Annotated in this window: 17 protein-coding genes, 1 tRNA gene and 1 pseudogene; 12 read left to right on the top strand and 7 right to left on the bottom strand. The window is 68.0% G+C overall.

Annotated features, from left to right (window positions below):
- The 11 genes and pseudogenes from AC529_RS19530 to AC529_RS06745 form a co-directional block, all read left to right on the top strand.
- Window positions 1–227: pseudogene (locus tag AC529_RS19530) on the top strand (helix-turn-helix domain-containing protein); the annotation flags it as partial.
- A gap of 692 nt (window positions 228–919) precedes the next feature.
- Complete coding sequence (locus tag AC529_RS20000; RefSeq protein WP_156482490.1) at window positions 920–1,915, top strand: hypothetical protein; 996 nt, start codon at window positions 920–922, stop codon at window positions 1,913–1,915.
- A gap of 26 nt (window positions 1,916–1,941) precedes the next feature.
- Entirely contained in the window at window positions 1,942–2,739 is a 798-nt protein-coding gene (locus AC529_RS19525) for a helix-turn-helix domain-containing protein (protein WP_083948011.1), read from the top strand.
- A 107-nt stretch (window positions 2,740–2,846) separates the two neighbouring features.
- Window positions 2,847–3,227 (top strand): ATP-binding protein, encoded by a 381-nt coding sequence (locus AC529_RS06780; RefSeq protein ID WP_061783729.1) that lies wholly within the window; start codon window positions 2,847–2,849, stop codon window positions 3,225–3,227.
- Window positions 3,228–3,337: 110 nt separating this feature from the next.
- A complete protein-coding gene (locus AC529_RS06775; RefSeq protein WP_061783730.1) occupies window positions 3,338–4,213 on the top strand; it encodes a sigma factor-like helix-turn-helix DNA-binding protein in 876 nt (291 codons plus the stop codon).
- A 3-nt stretch (window positions 4,214–4,216) separates the two neighbouring features.
- On the top strand, window positions 4,217–5,020 hold the full coding sequence (locus tag AC529_RS06770; protein ID WP_061783731.1) for a protein phosphatase 2C domain-containing protein: 804 nt from the start codon (window positions 4,217–4,219) through the stop codon (window positions 5,018–5,020).
- A 128-nt stretch (window positions 5,021–5,148) separates the two neighbouring features.
- Complete coding sequence (locus AC529_RS06765) at window positions 5,149–5,544, top strand: plasmid replication, integration and excision activator (protein ID WP_068754777.1); 396 nt, start codon at window positions 5,149–5,151, stop codon at window positions 5,542–5,544.
- A 210-nt stretch (window positions 5,545–5,754) separates the two neighbouring features.
- Window positions 5,755–7,194 carry an FtsK/SpoIIIE domain-containing protein gene (locus AC529_RS06760; RefSeq protein WP_068755885.1) on the top strand — a complete coding sequence of 480 codons (1,440 nt, stop codon included), beginning with the start codon at window positions 5,755–5,757 and terminating at the stop codon, window positions 7,192–7,194.
- Window positions 7,195–8,895: a replication initiator gene (locus AC529_RS06755; protein WP_068754775.1), complete on the top strand. Its 1,701-nt coding sequence runs from the start codon at window positions 7,195–7,197 to the stop codon at window positions 8,893–8,895.
- Window positions 8,895–9,071: a DNA-binding protein gene (locus AC529_RS06750; protein ID WP_156482491.1), complete on the top strand. Its 177-nt coding sequence runs from the start codon at window positions 8,895–8,897 to the stop codon at window positions 9,069–9,071. Before AC529_RS06755 ends, AC529_RS06750 begins: the two co-directional genes overlap by 1 nt.
- Window positions 9,071–10,312, top strand: a complete 1,242-nt coding sequence (locus AC529_RS06745; RefSeq protein WP_068754773.1) for a tyrosine-type recombinase/integrase — start codon at window positions 9,071–9,073, stop codon at window positions 10,310–10,312. Before AC529_RS06750 ends, AC529_RS06745 begins: the two co-directional genes overlap by 1 nt.
- An 88-nt stretch (window positions 10,313–10,400) precedes the next feature.
- Here the strand turns inward: AC529_RS06745 and AC529_RS06740 are convergent.
- From AC529_RS06740 to AC529_RS06720, 5 genes are all read right to left on the bottom strand, one after another.
- Window positions 10,401–10,474: transfer RNA gene (locus tag AC529_RS06740), tRNA-Val, on the bottom strand.
- 64 nt (window positions 10,475–10,538) lie between these two features.
- Window positions 10,539–10,871, bottom strand: a complete 333-nt coding sequence (locus AC529_RS06735) for a hypothetical protein (RefSeq protein WP_068754771.1) — start codon at window positions 10,869–10,871, stop codon at window positions 10,539–10,541.
- Window positions 10,872–10,893: 22 nt separating this feature from the next.
- Window positions 10,894–11,355 (bottom strand): peroxiredoxin, encoded by a 462-nt coding sequence (locus AC529_RS06730; protein ID WP_068754769.1) that lies wholly within the window; start codon window positions 11,353–11,355, stop codon window positions 10,894–10,896.
- A gap of 107 nt (window positions 11,356–11,462) precedes the next feature.
- Window positions 11,463–11,894 (bottom strand): DUF3052 domain-containing protein, encoded by a 432-nt coding sequence (locus AC529_RS06725; RefSeq protein ID WP_068754767.1) that lies wholly within the window; start codon window positions 11,892–11,894, stop codon window positions 11,463–11,465.
- Window positions 11,895–12,041: 147 nt separating this feature from the next.
- A complete protein-coding gene (locus AC529_RS06720) occupies window positions 12,042–12,470 on the bottom strand; it encodes a secondary thiamine-phosphate synthase enzyme YjbQ (protein ID WP_068754765.1) in 429 nt (142 codons plus the stop codon).
- 175 nt (window positions 12,471–12,645) lie between these two features.
- Between AC529_RS06720 and AC529_RS06715 the strand changes: the two genes are divergently transcribed.
- The gene (locus AC529_RS06715) at window positions 12,646–14,337 is read left to right on the top strand and encodes an alkaline phosphatase D family protein (protein WP_068754764.1); all 1,692 of its coding nucleotides are present in this window, start codon (window positions 12,646–12,648) and stop codon (window positions 14,335–14,337) included.
- On the opposite strand, the gene AC529_RS06710 is transcribed toward AC529_RS06715, so the two are convergent.
- A complete protein-coding gene (locus AC529_RS06710; RefSeq protein ID WP_068754762.1) occupies window positions 14,327–15,220 on the bottom strand; it encodes a 5-oxoprolinase subunit C family protein in 894 nt (297 codons plus the stop codon). The genes AC529_RS06715 and AC529_RS06710 overlap by 11 nt on opposite strands.
- Window positions 15,221–15,255: 35 nt before the next feature.
- Window positions 15,256–15,861 (bottom strand): 5-oxoprolinase subunit B family protein, encoded by a 606-nt coding sequence (locus AC529_RS06705; protein ID WP_068754760.1) that lies wholly within the window; start codon window positions 15,859–15,861, stop codon window positions 15,256–15,258.
- Window position 15,862 lies beyond the last annotated feature (1 nt).

The following is a 15,862-nucleotide window of genomic DNA, read 5'->3' as shown; positions in this document are numbered from 1 at the left end:
TGTCGGCGGAGCGGCGGGGGCGCTTCCTCATCGACGTGGCGCGCGCCCATCTCCAGCGGCGCAACCTCGACGAGGCCGTGGAAACACTGGAACAGGCCGAAACGATCACTCCTGAGCAGGTACGCAGTCATCCCCTGGCACGTCAGGCGATCGGGGACCTGCTGACCATCCAGGCCCCGGCCAGTCCTGCACTCCAGGGGCTGGCTCGGAGAGCGGGCGTACTCTGAGTACACGCTGGTCCTCAAAGCACCGGACAACAGAAACCGAAAACGCCCGGGACCGCGGCCGGTCCCGGGCGTTTTCGGCTGTTCGTCGAGGGTGGGCGCGAGAGGACTCGAACCTCCGACCGCCCGCTTGTAAGGCAAAGGCATCACTAGTTCGAACCATGGCTAACCTGGGCTAATACGAAAAGACGCCCGTTTTCGGCCGGGGACAAGCCGTGGCCGTTGCTGTCACGGTTGCTGTCCCTTTCTCCCCCTTCTCACCTCACAGACGGCAGGGAACAGCAACCACTGACCACGGTCCGCTGTCGGGTCCCCTTCGGCTTCGGCCTCCCCCGTTCCAACGGCGGGCGCCCACGGCTCTCGGTCCGTGGCGCTCGATCGCGCCGGAGCGCTCAGCCACAGACAGGCAGGGTCGCGCGATCGAGTGCCACGGGAACCGAGAACGCCATCAACCACAGGCGAGACCACGGGCCAGGGGCCAGATTCCGCCAGTTTGCGCGATGTCTCGTTGCTTTGGCCTGTGCTGTGGTGGGATACCGATCAATGCAGCTCGGCCTTGTGACGGTGTGGCTGTGGCTCGGGACCGGGCGACAGCCCGCAGCCCGAGCCACAGCCACACCCTGCGACGGCGCGCAGCGCCGTCGCCTTGAATCCCATAAAGCCCAATTCGGCAACCAGAATTATCCGGAGAGAAAGTGGAACGTATTGAATTTATCGTAACTCAACTCGAAGAAGCAAAAAGAATGATAGACCTCGGAGGAATTCCTCGCTTCAGATTGGCATTTTTGCTACTAGACAATGTTGTAGAACTCTCCATGAGAAGAATAATAAAGGAAAATCTATTGATTAATAATCATACAAATCTTAAATCCATCAAATTTTGGGAACAGATGCTAGACATCTCCAGTGAAAATTTAGACCAGGAAAGAATTCGGAAAACTTTAGAAAGTCTAAAAAATGAGACCGTACCTCCTAAAAAAGTACAGCGAATAGAAAGTCATTTCGACGAGAAGGCCCATTTTCTGGCACAGAGGGGCGTAATTAGCCACCCTCTTGCCAGAACAATAACGAAGATGCATTCGTACAGAAATGAAGTTTACCATCGGGACAATATTCGCCATGAATCAATTAAGCCAGCAACTACCATTCTATTTGATGTCGCTTGTCTTCTTTTTTCTAAAGTAAGGCAACAATTTGTTGTTTGGCCACTTTCTGATTCTCTAAGAGAGATTTGCGACCGCTACGGAGTCAAGTATGAAATGTTCTCCCCCTTGGATGTTTGTGATACCGTTGCAAGAGAACTCAGAAGACAGCTTGACCTCAACGAGGAAACCTTAAAACTTGCCCTGATCGAACACCTGAAGTCACGAATACAGCATATTGAGGAAAATCTGGACTTCCTTATTTCTTGTCTCCCCATCGTGGACAACCGGGAGGAGATGCTGAAGCTAGTTCAGTTTGACAGATACTCAGAAGAGATAGAATTGGAGAATGTCCTAAGCTTGAAGTTTCGATACAGAGAAAAGGACCTTATCAGATGGAGAAAAAGAGCAGAAGACATCCGAAAAGAGGAAGAAAGGTATAGGATATTTTCGCGCTTTGCGGACATTGAAGACGAGCTCGAACCCCTCGAAAACATCGTCCAAAAGAATGTCTCCGAGACGGAGAAGCACATCAACTTTCGAGACTAGACCCTGTAAATAAAATAAGAACTCCCATGTCCTCCAACTATCTACAAGAACTCGGCACAAAATTGAGTCAAGCCAGAAAGAAGTCTGGCTTGTCCACCAGAGAGCTGGCAAACATCTCAAACACAAACCAATCTACCATCTCACGGATAGAAAACGGCCAGCGCATAAAGTCAACCGAGACAATAAAAAAGATCATTACAGCCCTACCGATATCCACAGAAGAGACAGAGCACCTCATTTCCGAGACTTTGAAAGCTTATGCAACGAGAACCAAGGAAAGGAGGATAGATGCTGGTTTTTCATTGAAACCGGATGCGGTTCGTCGGTTGGAGCGGTCGGCCTCTTCAGTGGCTGGTTTTCAGTCGGCGGTGATTCCTCGGCTGTTGCGGACCGGAAACTACGCCAAGGCTGCGGGGACTCGGGACCTCGGCGTCTCCGGCGTGCTCGATGACGAGACTCGGTCGTTCCGGTTCGTGGTGTCCGAGGGGGCGTTGCGGACCTGGCCGGGGGACGGTTCGGTGATGCTGGCCCAACTCGACTACGTGGCAGCGGTGTCAGAGCGGCCGAACGTATGGGTCGGGGTGGTGCCCTGGTCAGCTCGGCTGGATGTGGTGCCTCCGCACGGGTTCACGGTGTACGGGGATGAGGCGGTGTCGGTGGAGACCTTCACGGCTGAAGTGACCATCACCGATCCGGACGACGTGGCGGCCTACCGCGACGCCTTCGCCTCGGTGGAGCAGGCGGCCGTGTCCGGGGAGGAGGCACGGGAGTTGATCGCGACTGTCCGGGCAGACTTCGCGCGGCTCCTCGGCCAATCCAACTGATTCAGTGATTTCGTTGAATCATTGCTCTGTCTTGGCTTACGCTCCCAACGTCAAGGTGTATAGCCCTCTAGACGGCGGTGGTTGCGGTGCCTCGACAGTGGTCACGCATGTTTCGCGCGTTCCCGCACCAGGTGCGGGACGCTCGCGAGTTCGCCCGGGCGGTCCTGGGTGATCATCCGTTGGTCGATCAGGTGGAACTCGTCGTCAGTGAACTGGCGACCAACTCGGTGAAGCACTCCAAGAGTGCGGAGTTTTGCTCCTCCTTCATCGTCGGCCTGAAGGTGGCCGACTGGGGTGTTCGCGTGGTCGTGGCCGACCTGGGCTCGCGTACCCCGATCACCCCTCACCCGGGGATGCCGTCGCCCGATGAGGAGCATGGTCGGGGTCTGGCAATCGTGGCCGCGCTGACCAAGCAGTGGGGACGCGACACACTCCCGGGAGGACAGCGCTTCTGGGCCGAACTGGCCACTGATCCCCCCTCGTCGTGAGCGGTCTGCGGATGCCGCGGCGGCGCAGACGCTTCCGGGCAGTTAGTTCCTCCTCTGGTGAACTCCTCGACCCTGCTTTGTCTAGGGGACTACACTCGCAAGCGCTGTTCATGCTGCTTGCTGTGGCGGAGAGGAGGGGGCGCGTGCCAAGCGAGTACGAGCGCATCGCAGCGATCGATGACCCGTTCGCTCTGCTCCGGGCGGCCACCGAACGTCTCGCCGAAGCACAGCAGGAAGTGACCGACCTGGCCCGGCTGCGCCGTCGCGTGATTCAGGACCTGCACGCTCAAGGGCTGTCGTATGCCCAGATCGCCAAGCAAGCCGGGCTGAGCCGTGGACGTATCCACCAGATCCGCCACACCGGCCCGGCACCCGAAGGGGAGTTTTTCGGCTCGGGCACGGTCACGGTCGTCACCCCGCTGCGCCACGACCCGGAGAAGAACCGGGCCGTGGTGTCGCTGGAAGACCTCAACACCGGCAAGCGGCTGGAAGAACTGGCGCGCAACCTCGAACTGACCGTCAAAGACGACCATGTCTCGGTCTCCGGAGAGGTCGACCTGAACCGCTCGGGCCTGGTGGTGGTGTGCGGACCTCGGATGAGCCGGGCCATACGGGAGCTGTACGACACCGACCCGGTGCTCCGTTGGGAGCGCGAAGACGGCGGACCGTGGCGCATCCGGGACACCCGAACCGGCGAAGTCCACTATGCGGGCTCCGACCAGAACCCGCCCAAACCCAGTGACATCGCCTATCTGGGACGGCTTTCCCGCCCCGACGGCAAGGGGTCGGTGCTAGTGATCGCGGGCGTGCACCCGGTGGGCTCACTCGGCGTGGCCCACCTGCTGTCCACCGACATCGCCACACTGTGGGGTCAGGTGGGAACGGACAACTTCTCGGTCCTGGTCCGTACCGAGTACGACCCCACCACCAACGAACCGACTAGGACCGAGTTGGCCACACCGCTGTACCGCCACGACCGGGAGTAGCCCGTGCCGTTCCGTCTCGCCACCGACCCGGCGCACACCGACCGGGTCAACGAGGATTTTGCGGCGGTGGGCGCGGATGTGGCGGTGCTGCTGGACGGGGCCGGCACCCCTGCGGGTTTTGAGTCGGGGTGTGTGCACGGGGTGGCCTGGTACACCCGCAGGCTCGGCGGCCTGCTGCTCGCCGAGGCCACCCCGGACCGCACGCTCGCCGACGCGTTGGCCTCGGCGATCGACACGGCCGCTGCACTGCACGGCCCCGCCTGTGACCTGGCCGATCCGAACACGCCCTCGGCCACTGTGGCCGCCGTGCGCTTCACCCCGGACAGGCTGGACTATCTCGTGCTGGCCGACTCGGTGCTCGTGGTGGACCTGGTCGACTCCGATCCGCTGGTGGTCACCGACGACCGGATCAACGCCGCAGAGCAGGAGGTCCGGCGCCTGCACCCGGCGGGGGAGAAGCTGACGCGCCGCGAGTTCGATGCGGGGCTGGCCCAGTACCGCAACGTTCCCGGCGGCTTCTGGACGGCAGGAGCCGACCCCCGCGCCGCCGGGGAGGCGCTCACCGGGAGTGTGCCGCTGGCCGGGGTGGCCGGGCTGGCCCTGCTCACCGACGGGGCCAGCCGACTGGTCGACACCTTCGGCCTGCTCGACTGGCGCGCCCTGCTCGACCTGCTGCACACCCAAGGACCGCAAGCACTCATCGCCCGGGTGCGCGACGCCGAACGCGCAGACCCCGACGGTCGGCGCTGGCCGCGCTCCAAACGCCACGACGACGCCACCGTCATCACCTGGCGACCGGCCAACTGAATACCCCCCTAGACAATCGTTCGGGCTTCTTGTTACCGTCTCTGTCAACCCCCCTAGACATCCCTTGTTCCGGGGCGCACGCCCTGTGTCGTCTAGGGGGATAGACAAGAGTGGAAAGGTGCTGCTAGATGGCGATTCAGGGTGCGTTGCCGGTGGCGTTTGGGACGGTGTTTCCGCACGGGGCGTTCGCGTTGGGGGTGGAGGCGGTGACGAACTTCGAGACCAAGCGGCCGGAGGTGGACCGGGAGACCGGGTTGCCGTTGTGGGCGGTGGAGGTGATCGACGCCGACCCCAACGCGCGGGGCCGGGCCAAGTCGGTGAAGGTCAAGGTGGCGGCCGAGGTCTGCCCCGTCCTGCCCGATGAGGTGGCGGGGCTGCCGTTCCGGCCGGTGGAGTTCGAGGGCATGACGGTCATGCCCTACGTGGACGACTCGGGGCGGCGGCCCCGGGTGGCCTACTCGCTGCGCGCCCGCGGCATCAAGGCTCCCGGCGCCGGTGGGCGTCGGGCGGCCAAGGACGCCTGAGCTGGTGTGAGCGGGGCGGCTTGGTGCTGCAACACCGGGCCGCCCCTGTGGCCCTTCTGCTTCTGTTCGGGTTGCCAACCGATGAACCACAGAAGAGGTGTGTCTGATTATGGCTGACCAGTCGTCTTCCGTCGTGTCGTGGGAGAACTTCGCGTTCTCCTCACCGGGTGCCTGCACCCGTCCGGCCTGCCTGGTGGGGGGTGGGTGCTGATGTGGTGGTCTCCTCGGCCGGCCTCTCAGCAGGTGTCGGTGACCACGCCGGTTCCGGCCCAGGCGTTCCGGTTCGCCACGCCGGTGCTGCCCACCCCGGTGGCGTTGATCGTGGCCCGCTGGCTGGCCCGCGCCCTGGTGCTGGTGGTGGGGCTGCCGTTCCGTTTCCCTGTGGCCTTTGCCCTGGCGGGCCTGTCCGTCTTGGGTGTGCACGTCTTCGGCACAGTCACCGTGGCGGTGGTCTGGGTGCTGGTCGTTGTCGGCCTGCTGGTGTGGTGGTGGCGCTGGCCGGTCTCCTTCCGGCACTGCGTGGGGCTGCGGCTGCTGGCGGCGTGGCGGTGGTGGGTGTATGCGCGGCACTGGCAGCCGGTGCTCGTGGTGGCCGGGCTGGCCCAGACCTACCAAGAGCGCCAGTACCTTCCCCGCATCCGCAAGGTGACGTGCACGGCCTGGGCCGACCGGGTGCGAGTGCGTCTGGTCGCCGGGACGACTCCCGCCGACTTCGAGAGCCGGGTGGTGGAGTTGGCGCACGGGTTCGGCGCGCCCTCCTGCCGGGTGATGGTGCGCGGGCCGCGGGACGTGGTCTTGGAGTTTCCCCGCCTGGACACCTTGGCTGCCCCCATCGACGCCCTGGAGGTGCCCGAGGCGGTCGATCTGGGCGCGCTGCCGGTGGGCCTGCGTGAGGACGGCACGCTGTGGCGGTTGCGCCTGCACGGCACGCATGTGCTGGTGGTGGGGGTGACCGGCTCGGGCAAGGGCTCGGTGCTGTGGTCGGCGGTCCGCGCCATGCTTCCCGCCTTGGAGGACGGGACGGTGCAGGTGTGGGCGGTGGATCCCAAGCGGATGGAGTTGTCCTACGGGCGTTCGCTGTTCGCGCGGTATGCCGACACGGGGGAAGCGGCGGTGGCCCTGCTGGAAGACGCGGTGGCCGAGATGCAGAACCGGGCCGAACGCTACGCCGGACACCGACGCTCCCACACCCCGACCACGGAGGACCCGTTCGTGGTGATGGTGTTGGATGAGGTGGCGTTCCTGACCGCCTACCACCCCGACCGGGACGTGCGGCGTCGCGCGGAGAACGCGATCGCCACGCTCACATCCCAGGGGCGTTCGGTGGGGTTCTGCGTCCTGGCCGCGTTACAGGATCCGCGCAAGGAGGTCATGAACCTGCGCAACCTGTTTCCCGACAAGATCGCCCTGCGCCTGGATGAGGCCGCCCAGGTCGACATGGTGCTCGGCGAAGGCGCACGCGACCGCGGCGCCAATGCGCACCTGATCGATCCGGCCCTTCCCGGGGTGGCGTTCGTCCGGCTGGAGGGCTCGCCCATGCCGGTACGGGTGCGGGCGGCGTATGTGTCCGATGCCGACATTGACGCCATGACTGCCGACCACACCTCGGCCGCGACAGTGGAACTCCACGTGGTGGGAGAGGCCGCGTAGATGCCCACGCCGACCGGTAAGACCACCCGCGCTGAACGCCTGGCCCAGCCGTTGGCGCGGGTGGTGGCCGAACAGGTCGCCGCCGACCACGGGGTGTGCATCCGCCCGGTGGCCCTGCGGCGTATCGACACCGTCACCGGGGCCAGCGAGGTCGTCGACGTGCCGTGCGGGGCAACACTGGAGTCTCGCTGCCCGGCGTGTGCGCGCCGCAAGCGGTCCCTGCGCCGCACTCAGTGCGAAGAAGGCTGGCACCTGACCGAAGAACCCGTCATCACCCCCAACGAACCGACCACGGTGCAGCGGGCCTGGGTCGAACAGCGGGCCGTGGTCACGGCTGAACGCGACCGGCTGGCCGCCCTCGGCGCTGACCCGAGGGTCCTGGCCGAGTTGGACCAGGCCATTGCTGATCTGGATGAGGAGATCGCTGCCTCGGGGCTACGCGGCCGGGTCGCTCCCGCTCCCTCCTCTGCGGCTAGGGCTCGGTCTCGGCGGGTGCGCTCGACCCGGCGACGCCAAGACGCGCCCGACCTGCCCAAGCGTCCGATGGTGCGCCGCACCGTGGGCCGGGCCTTCACCGACCCGGAGTCGGGCAGGGTGTTTCGGCCGTCGCTGTTCCTCACGCTGACCTGTGACTCCTACGGGCGGGTGCGCTCCGACGGCACACCGGTGGACCCGGCCTCCTACGACTACCGGCGGGCCGCACGCGACGCCCTGCACTTTTCCAAGCTGGTGGACCGGTTCGTCCAGAACCTCCGCCGGGTGGCCGGGTTCGAGGTGCAGTACTTCGCCACCGTGGAACCACAGCGGCGTCTTGCTCCGCATCTGCACATGGCGATCCGCGGCACCATCCCGCGTGCGGAGCTGCGGCAGATCGCGGCGGCGACCTACCACCAGGTGTGGTGGCCCTCGACCGATCGGGTGGTCTTCGACGGCGACCACCTGCCCATCTGGGACGAAGCAACCGGCTCCTACCTCGACCCGGCCACGGGGGAAGTCCTGCCCACCTGGGACCAAGCCCTCGACCGCCTGGATGCTGATCCGGACGCGCAGCCGCTGCACGTGGTCCGCTTCGGCCCCCAGGTCGACGCCAAAGGCGTGCTCGCGGGCTCTGCGGACGCTGACCGGTGCGTCCGCTACCTGGCCAAGTACCTGACCAAGGACATCGCCGAATGCCACACCGTCCAGACGGTGGCCCAGGAACAGCACGTGGACCGGCTCCTCGACGCCCTGCGGTTCGAGCCGTGCTCGCCTCGGTGCGCGAACTGGCTGCGCCACGGCATCCAACCCAAAGACGCCAAAGCCGGACTGCGGCCGGGCTTCTGCACCTCCAAAGCCCACCGCCGCGAACACCTCGGCTACGCGGGCCGGCGCGTCCTGGTCTCGCGCAAGTGGTCCGGCAAGACCCTGGCCGACCACAAGGCCGACCGCCTGGCCTGGGTCCTGCGCACCCTTGGCCTCGACCCCACCAACCCCACCAACGACCGAGAGAACACCCACCCCGCAGCTTTTCCGCTGCGGTTCCTCGGCGACGGCGACCGCATCGCCTGGGAACTGGCCCGACCCACCGACCCGGACGTGCCACCCCGCGAACACCGCCTCCTGCGGGCCGTCGGCGAAGCACTCAAACGCCGCGCCGCCCTCCACGCGGCGCAAGCCGCTCAACGACAGGCCACCCTTTCGGCAACTGGAAAGGCAGCGTGATGGCTGATCTGATCCTTGCCGTTGATGAGGCGGCCCAGTGGCTTCAGACCGACCAGCGGATGCCTTGCGGCCTGGCCCGCTCTCGGCAACTGCGCTCGGTCAAGACCGGTCGGCCTCTGTTCGTGCCGTTCTCGGTTCTGGTGGAGTGCCTGAAAGGTCTGGAGGGCGCGGCCTGATGGCGGTCAACAATCGGCGGAACCGCAAAGGGCGCAAACGGGCCAACGGGGACGGGAGCATCTGGAAGCGCAAGGACGGACGCTACGCCTTCGCGGCCTACGTTCTGACCACGGACGGCATTTACAAGCGCGTCCAGGGCTACGGGCGCGACTACGAAGACGCCCGGACCAAGCTGCACAAGCTGCTCGCCGACTCCGACCGGGGTATCCCGGTGGCTTCGGAGAACTGGACGGTCGGGGATTACCTGGACTACTGGTTGGAACACGTCGTGCGGGTCGAGCGGCGGCCCAAGACCGTTCAGGGCTACGAAAGCGTCATACGTCGCCACCTCGTTCCCGCTCTGGGATGGAAGCGGCTGGACAAGCTGACCGCTCGCGACGTGCGGACCTTCATCACGAATATTCGGCAACAGTGCCAGTGCTGCCGCAACGGCACCGATGCCGCACGGGAATTTCCCCGCTGCTGCGCCAAGACTTCCCCGGAATGCTGCGGGACCCGGTTGTCGGCACGCATGGTGCAGTTCATCCATGCCGTACTGCGCAACGCTCTTCAGACGGCGGTCCGGGAAGAGGTCATCCCCCGCAACGTGGCTTCTCTGGTGCGGGTTTCCGCACCGCGCTACACGGTAAACCGCGGGCTCGACCTGGCCCAGGCCAAGCGGCTGTTGAAAGTCTCCAGGGACGACCGGTTTCACGCGCTTTACGTCCTGGCGCTCTGCCTGGGACTGCGGCGCGGGGAACTACTCGGACTGCGCTGGCAAGACGTGGACCTGGTGGCGGGACGTCTGGAGGTGGTCCACACCCTGCAACGGGTCGACGGTCGGCTTCTCCTGGTGCCGCCCAAGACCGAGGGCTCGGCGCGGACGGTCCCCCTGCCTGACCTGTGCATAACTGCGCTACGGGAGCACCGGGAACGCCAGCTCGCCGAACGCTCTGCGGCGGGGGCGAACTGGCAGGACCACGGTCTTGTGTTCCCCTCACGGCGGGGCACTCCGTTGGAACCGACCAACCTGCGGCGCAGTTGGCATCCGCTGCGGTCGGCGGCGGGCCTCGACGGGATGCGCTTCCATGACCTTCGGCACACCTGCGTGACGCTGCTGCTCAACCTCGACGTGCCTCCCCAGGTGGTCCGCGAGATCGTCGGGCACAGCGACATCGGAGTGACCATGACGATCTACGCGCGCACCTCCCTCGACGACAAACGGCGGGCGCTGGGCAGGCTCGGCGACGCGCTCGGCTGAGGCGGTTGCTGTCACGTTGCTGTCGACCGGTGCGGAAAAACGCCCGAGGCCGTAGTCGGCCCCGGGCGTTTGCACTGCTTGTCGGGGGTGGGCGCGAGAGGACTCGAACCTCCGACCGCCCGCTTGTAAGGCGGGTGCTCTGACCAACTGAGCTACACGCCCGCACACGTGGGCGACCCGACCGGGTCGGGTCGTCCCGCAGGGAGATAGTACCGGTTCGGGCGGGTCAACGTCGCCCGCGTTGGGGGACCAGGCCGCTCAGGACCCGGGACAGCGCCTGCTCCACCTCGTTGGTGAGGGCCGCGTCCACCGGGGTCGGCTCGGCCGGAGCGAGCTGCGGACGGACCTCTCCGCAGCCGTGGCACTCGATCTCTCCCAGCCGGGAGATGAGGAAGGTGGAACGGCAGCGTCCGCAGCGATCCAGGTCCGCCTTCCAGTCCCGGCTGGCCAGGCAGTCCGGGCAGATCAGCACCTGGCGTTCCCGGCGCACCCCGCGCTCCCACGGCTCTGCGCCGCAGGAGGGGTCTCCGGAACGCGCCCCGCACAGGTAGCAGGGCATGGGGTCTCCTTCGGGTGGTTCCTCAGTCGAGTTCGACGAACGCCTTGCGGTAGTCGTCCAGGTCGCGTTCCCGGGAGATCGGGTTGACGATGCTCCAGCGCACCACGCCCCCGGTGTCGACCAGGAAGCTGCCGCGCAGCGCCACGCCCCTGGCGTCGTCGAACACCCCGTACGCGCGCGCGACCTCGCCGTGCGGCCAGAAGTCCGCCAGCAGCGGGAAGTCCACGCCCTCCTGGTCGGCCCAGACGCGCTGGGCGAACATGGAGTCCACCGAGATACCGAGCAGTTGGATGTTGCGTTCGGCGAACTCGTCCGCGTGATCGCGGAGCTGCCGCAGCTCACCGCTACAGATACCGGAGAAGGCGAGCGGGTAGAACACCGCCATCACCCTCTTGCGTCCCCGGAAGTCCGACAGCCGCACGGTCTGGCCGTGCTGGTCGGCGAGCTCGAAGTCGGGGGCCGGGCGGCCCACTTCGATCGGCATGGGTCCTCAATTCCTGTTCCGGTCGCGTGCCGCCCCGGCGACAGGGCGGCACGCGACCCGCGTCGGGCTGCGACGTCCGCGGCGCGACGGGGAGGAGCGCGGGATCGTCAGCGGTGTCCTTTGGGGAGGACGAGGCGGGTCCCCGACCAGTCGGGGCCTGCGCTCACTGCGCTGGTCTGCGACAGTCCCGCGGTCGTCGCGGCCTCCGCGACGTCGCTGGGTGAGACGTGTCCCTCCCTGCCGGCCTTGGGAGTCAGCACCAGGATGCTGCCGCCGCCCTCGATCGTGGCGGACACGTCCACGAGCACGTCGGTGAGGTCGTCCTCCTCGTCGGCGCGCCACCACAGCAGTGCCGCGTCAACGACGTCGGGGTAGTCCTCATCCACCAGCTCGCTACCGGTCGCTTCGGCGATCGACCGGCGGAGCTGTTCGTCCACGTCGTCGTCGAATCCGAACTCCTGCACCACCTGACCCGGTTTGAACCCGAGTCGTTCGGCCAAGCCGCGTTCGCTCTGCGCTTGGCCCGCGGTCGCGCTCACGAAAAGTCCTCCTCCGTTTCGATGTTGCCCGCCTTCACGGGCACGGGCGCGACTGGTCCCGTTTCCGGGGCGATCCCGCCGTTGCTGGCTAAGTTCACACGTTGGGTACCTGGTTCGTCAACGCGCGTTCGTCGGTGTGCTCTGCTTCTACCATCCTGCCCCGTCAGCCGGACTCGTCAAGAACGACAGCCGCACCCGGCGGTCGGGATTGTCGACGTTCAGGTCGACGATGGCGATAGATTGCCACGTCCCCAGGGCGAGTTTTCCCGAAACCACGGGAACTGTGGCGTAGGGGGCGATGAGCGCGGGCATGACGTGCGAGCGGCCGTGGCCGCGCGATCCGTGCCGGTGCCGCCACCGGTCGTCCGCGGGCAGCAGGTCGCCCAGGCTGGCGAGGAGGTCCTCGTCGGACCGGGACCCCAGCTCCATGACCGCCACTCCGGCCGTGGAGTGCGGGACGAACACGTTCAGCAGTCCGTCACCGCCCGTCTCCGCGACGAACTCGGCGCACTGCGGAGTGATGTCGACAACAGCCTCCGTTCCACCGGTGCGCAATTCGAGCAATGTGGTCCGCATGCGGCAACGGTTACCCATGTTCGGCCCGGTTGCAACCTCCTCGGCCCCTGTTGTCCGCTCCTTGCGGACGAGAAATTGCCCACTCTGCCCGGGGACTGGCCGGTCGTGCGGGAAAGAGACCATACTCACGCCAACGGCCTGGGACGGCCGCGGACGACGCACAGCGGGAGCAACGGTGGGAAACGGACTTCGGCTCGGCCCGATACTGCGCCACGTGACCGAGACGACGGCCACGGTCTGGGTGGAGACCGAGGGTCCCGGCACGGTCACGGTCACCGCCGGGAACCGGACGGCCAGTGCCGACACGTTCTCCGCCCACGGGCACCACTACGCCCTGTGCGACCTCACCGGCCTGGTCCCGGGCCGGGCCGTGGAGTACCGGGTGAGCGTGGACGGCGTCCCCGTGTGGCCGGAGGAGGGCTCCCCGTACCCGCCGAGCCTGCTGCGCCCCCTGGACCACTCCGCCCCGCAGCGGCTGCTGTTCGGCTCCTGCCGCACCCCCACCGACCACGGCCCCGCAGCGGTGGCGCGCTACGGCACGGACATGCTGCGCGCCTACGCGCTGCGGCTGGCCGAGGCCCGCCGCGGCGGCGGCACCGCCGCGGAGCCCACCGCGCTGCTGCTCATCGGCGACCAGGTGTACGCCGACGAGATCCAGCAGCCCATGCGCGAGTACCTGGCCGCCCGGCGCGCCGGCACTCCCGCCGAGCAGCACCGCCCGCCCGACGACGAGGTCGTGTTCTTCGACGAGTACGCGGAGCTGTACCGGCAGTCGTGGAGCGACCCGGACGTGCGGTGGCTGCTGTCCACGGTGCCCACCCTGATGCTCTTCGACGACCACGACATCCGCGACGACTGGAACACCTCGGGGTCCTGGCGGAGCGACATCGCCGAGAACCCGTGGTGGCGGCCCCGCATCACCTCCGGTCTGGGCTCGTACTGGGTGTACCAGCACGCGGGCAACCTCTCCCCGGAGCAGCGGGCGGCCGACCCGGTGTGGCGGGCGCTGCGCGACGGCGGAGGCGGGGCGGCGCTGGACGAGTTCGCGTGGCAGGCGCACCGCGAACCCGACTCCTACCGGTGGAGCCACGCCCACACCTTCGGCGGCAGCCGGGTCCTCATGGTGGACACCCGGTGCGGCCGCGACGTCGCGGACGACCGCGCGCGCTCCATGCTCGGCCCCGTGGGCGAGCGGTGGCTGGACGAATCCCTCACCGGGGACGTGGACCACCTGGTGGTGGCCAGCACCCTGCCGTTCCTGCTGCCCAAGGGGGTCCACTACCTGGAGGCGTGGAACGAGGCGGTGTGCGCGGGAGCGTGGGGCGGACGGCTGCGCGGCCCCGGCGAGAAGCTCCGCCGCCAGTTGGACCTGGAGCACTGGGCGGCGTTCCAGCGCTCCTTCACCGCGGTGACGGAGGCGGTGCTGGAGGTCGCCGACGGTCGGCGCGGCGCGCCCCCGGCGAGCGTGCTGTTCCTCGGCGGGGACGTGCACTTCTCCTATCTGGCGCGGGCGCGGGCCCGCGGCCGCGCGGCGGGCACGGTGATCGCGCAGTTGGTCTGCTCCCCCATCTGCAACTGGCTGCCGCCCGCGATGCGCCGCATGACGTGGCTGGCCGGCCGGGCCGTGACCGGCCTGGGCTGTCGCGCGCTGGCCACGCTGGCCGGGGTGCGCACGCCCGCCCTGGACTGGCGCCTGGTCGGCGGCCCCTGGTACGACAACGCGCTGGCCACCCTGGTCCTGGACGGTCGGACCGCGGCGGTGCGCTGGGAGCACTCCCCCGTGGTGCGCACCGCCCTGCGCGCGGCGGCCCGGTCCGGCCTGCGCCCCCCGGTGCGGGAGCTGGCCGCGCACCGCCTCACGGGGTGACGCGGACCGGTGCGGGCCGGGAGCGGCGCGCCAGGCGGAACCGCAGGCGGGTGCCCGGGCGGGCCTGGGCGGCCCAGCGCAGGTCGGCGGAGACCACCACGGCGATCACCGGGTAGCCGCCGGTGACGGGGTGGTCGGCGAGGAAGAGCACCGGGTCGCCGTCGTGCGGGATCTGCAACGCGCCGGGAACCGTGCCCTCGCTGGGCAGCTCCCCGGGGCGGGCGCGCTCCAGCGGCGGTCCCAGCAGCCGCGCACCGACCCGGTCGGTGCGCCCGCTGACCACGTAGCCGCCGGTCAGCAGGGTGTGCACGGCGTCCGCGGTGAACCAGTCGTCGCGCGGCCCCAGCGTCACGCGCAGCTCGACCTCGTCGCCGGGGAACGGGGTGTCGGGGGCGAGGTCGACCGTCGGCCACTGCGGCGGCGGCTGGCCCACCGGGAGCACACTGCCCGGGGCGACCCTGGCCGGGCCGAGTCCGGCGAGGGTGTCGGTGCTGCGGGAGCCCAGCACCGGCGGCACGTCGATGCCGCCGCGGACCGCCAGATAGCCGCGCAGCCCGCGCTCGGGCGTCCCCATGCGCAGCTCGGCGCCGTCGCGCAGGTGCAGGACGCTGTTCATCGCGGCGGCGCGGCCGTCGACACTGAGCGGCCCCGGGGCTCCGGTGACCGCCACGGTCACCGCGCCGCGGGCCCGCAGGCGCAGCCCGCCGAGGGTCACCTCCAGGGCGGCGGCGCCGGGAGGGTTGGCCACGAGCCGGTTGGCCAGCGCGTAGGAGACGGCGTCGGCCGCTCCCGAACGCCCCACGCCCAGGGAGGCGTACCCGACCCGGCCGGCGTCCTGCACCGTGGTGAGCACACCGGTCTCCACTACCTCCAGCGCCGCCATCGGCCCGCTCCTCCTCGTCGCCGTGTCCGGGGTGCTCACACCGGGACGAACCTGACCCGCACTCCGGGACGCAGCAGCCCCGGCGGGTCGCGGTCCAGGTCCCAGACCACGGTGTCGGTGCGGCCCAGCAACTGCCAGCCCCCCGGCGAGGGGTGCGGGTAGATCCCGGTGAAGCCGCCTGCCAGGGCCACCGACCCGGCGGGCACCCGGGTGCGGGCCTCGGCCCGGCGCGGCACGTGCAGCCGCGGGTCGTCGCCGACGAGGTAGCCGAAGCCGGGTGCGAACCCGCAGAAGGCGACGGTCCAGGTGGCCGCGGAGTGCGCGGCGACGACCTCGTCCTCGCTCAGCCCGGTGGCCGCGGCGACGTCGGGCAGGTCCGCGCCGTCGTAGCGCACCGGGATCTCCACCTGCTCGTCCGGGGCCGACCGCGCGGGCCGGGGCCGCAGTGTGCGCACCGCGGCGGCGACCGCGGCGCTGTCGTGCCCGGGGGCCAGGCGCAGCAGCACGGTGCGGGCGGCCGGGACGACCTCCTCGACCCCTGCCAGGGGGTGTGCGGCGAGCTCGGCGTGCAGCGCCATCACCTCGTCGAGGCCGTCGACCTCGACGAGCACCGCGCTGTCGCCGCACTCCAGGACGCGCATC

Source organism: Thermobifida cellulosilytica TB100 (assembly GCF_001517975.1).
Lineage (GTDB): Bacteria > Actinomycetota > Actinomycetes > Streptosporangiales > Streptosporangiaceae > Thermobifida > Thermobifida cellulosilytica.
This window is presented reverse-complemented; position numbering and strand designations above follow the sequence as displayed.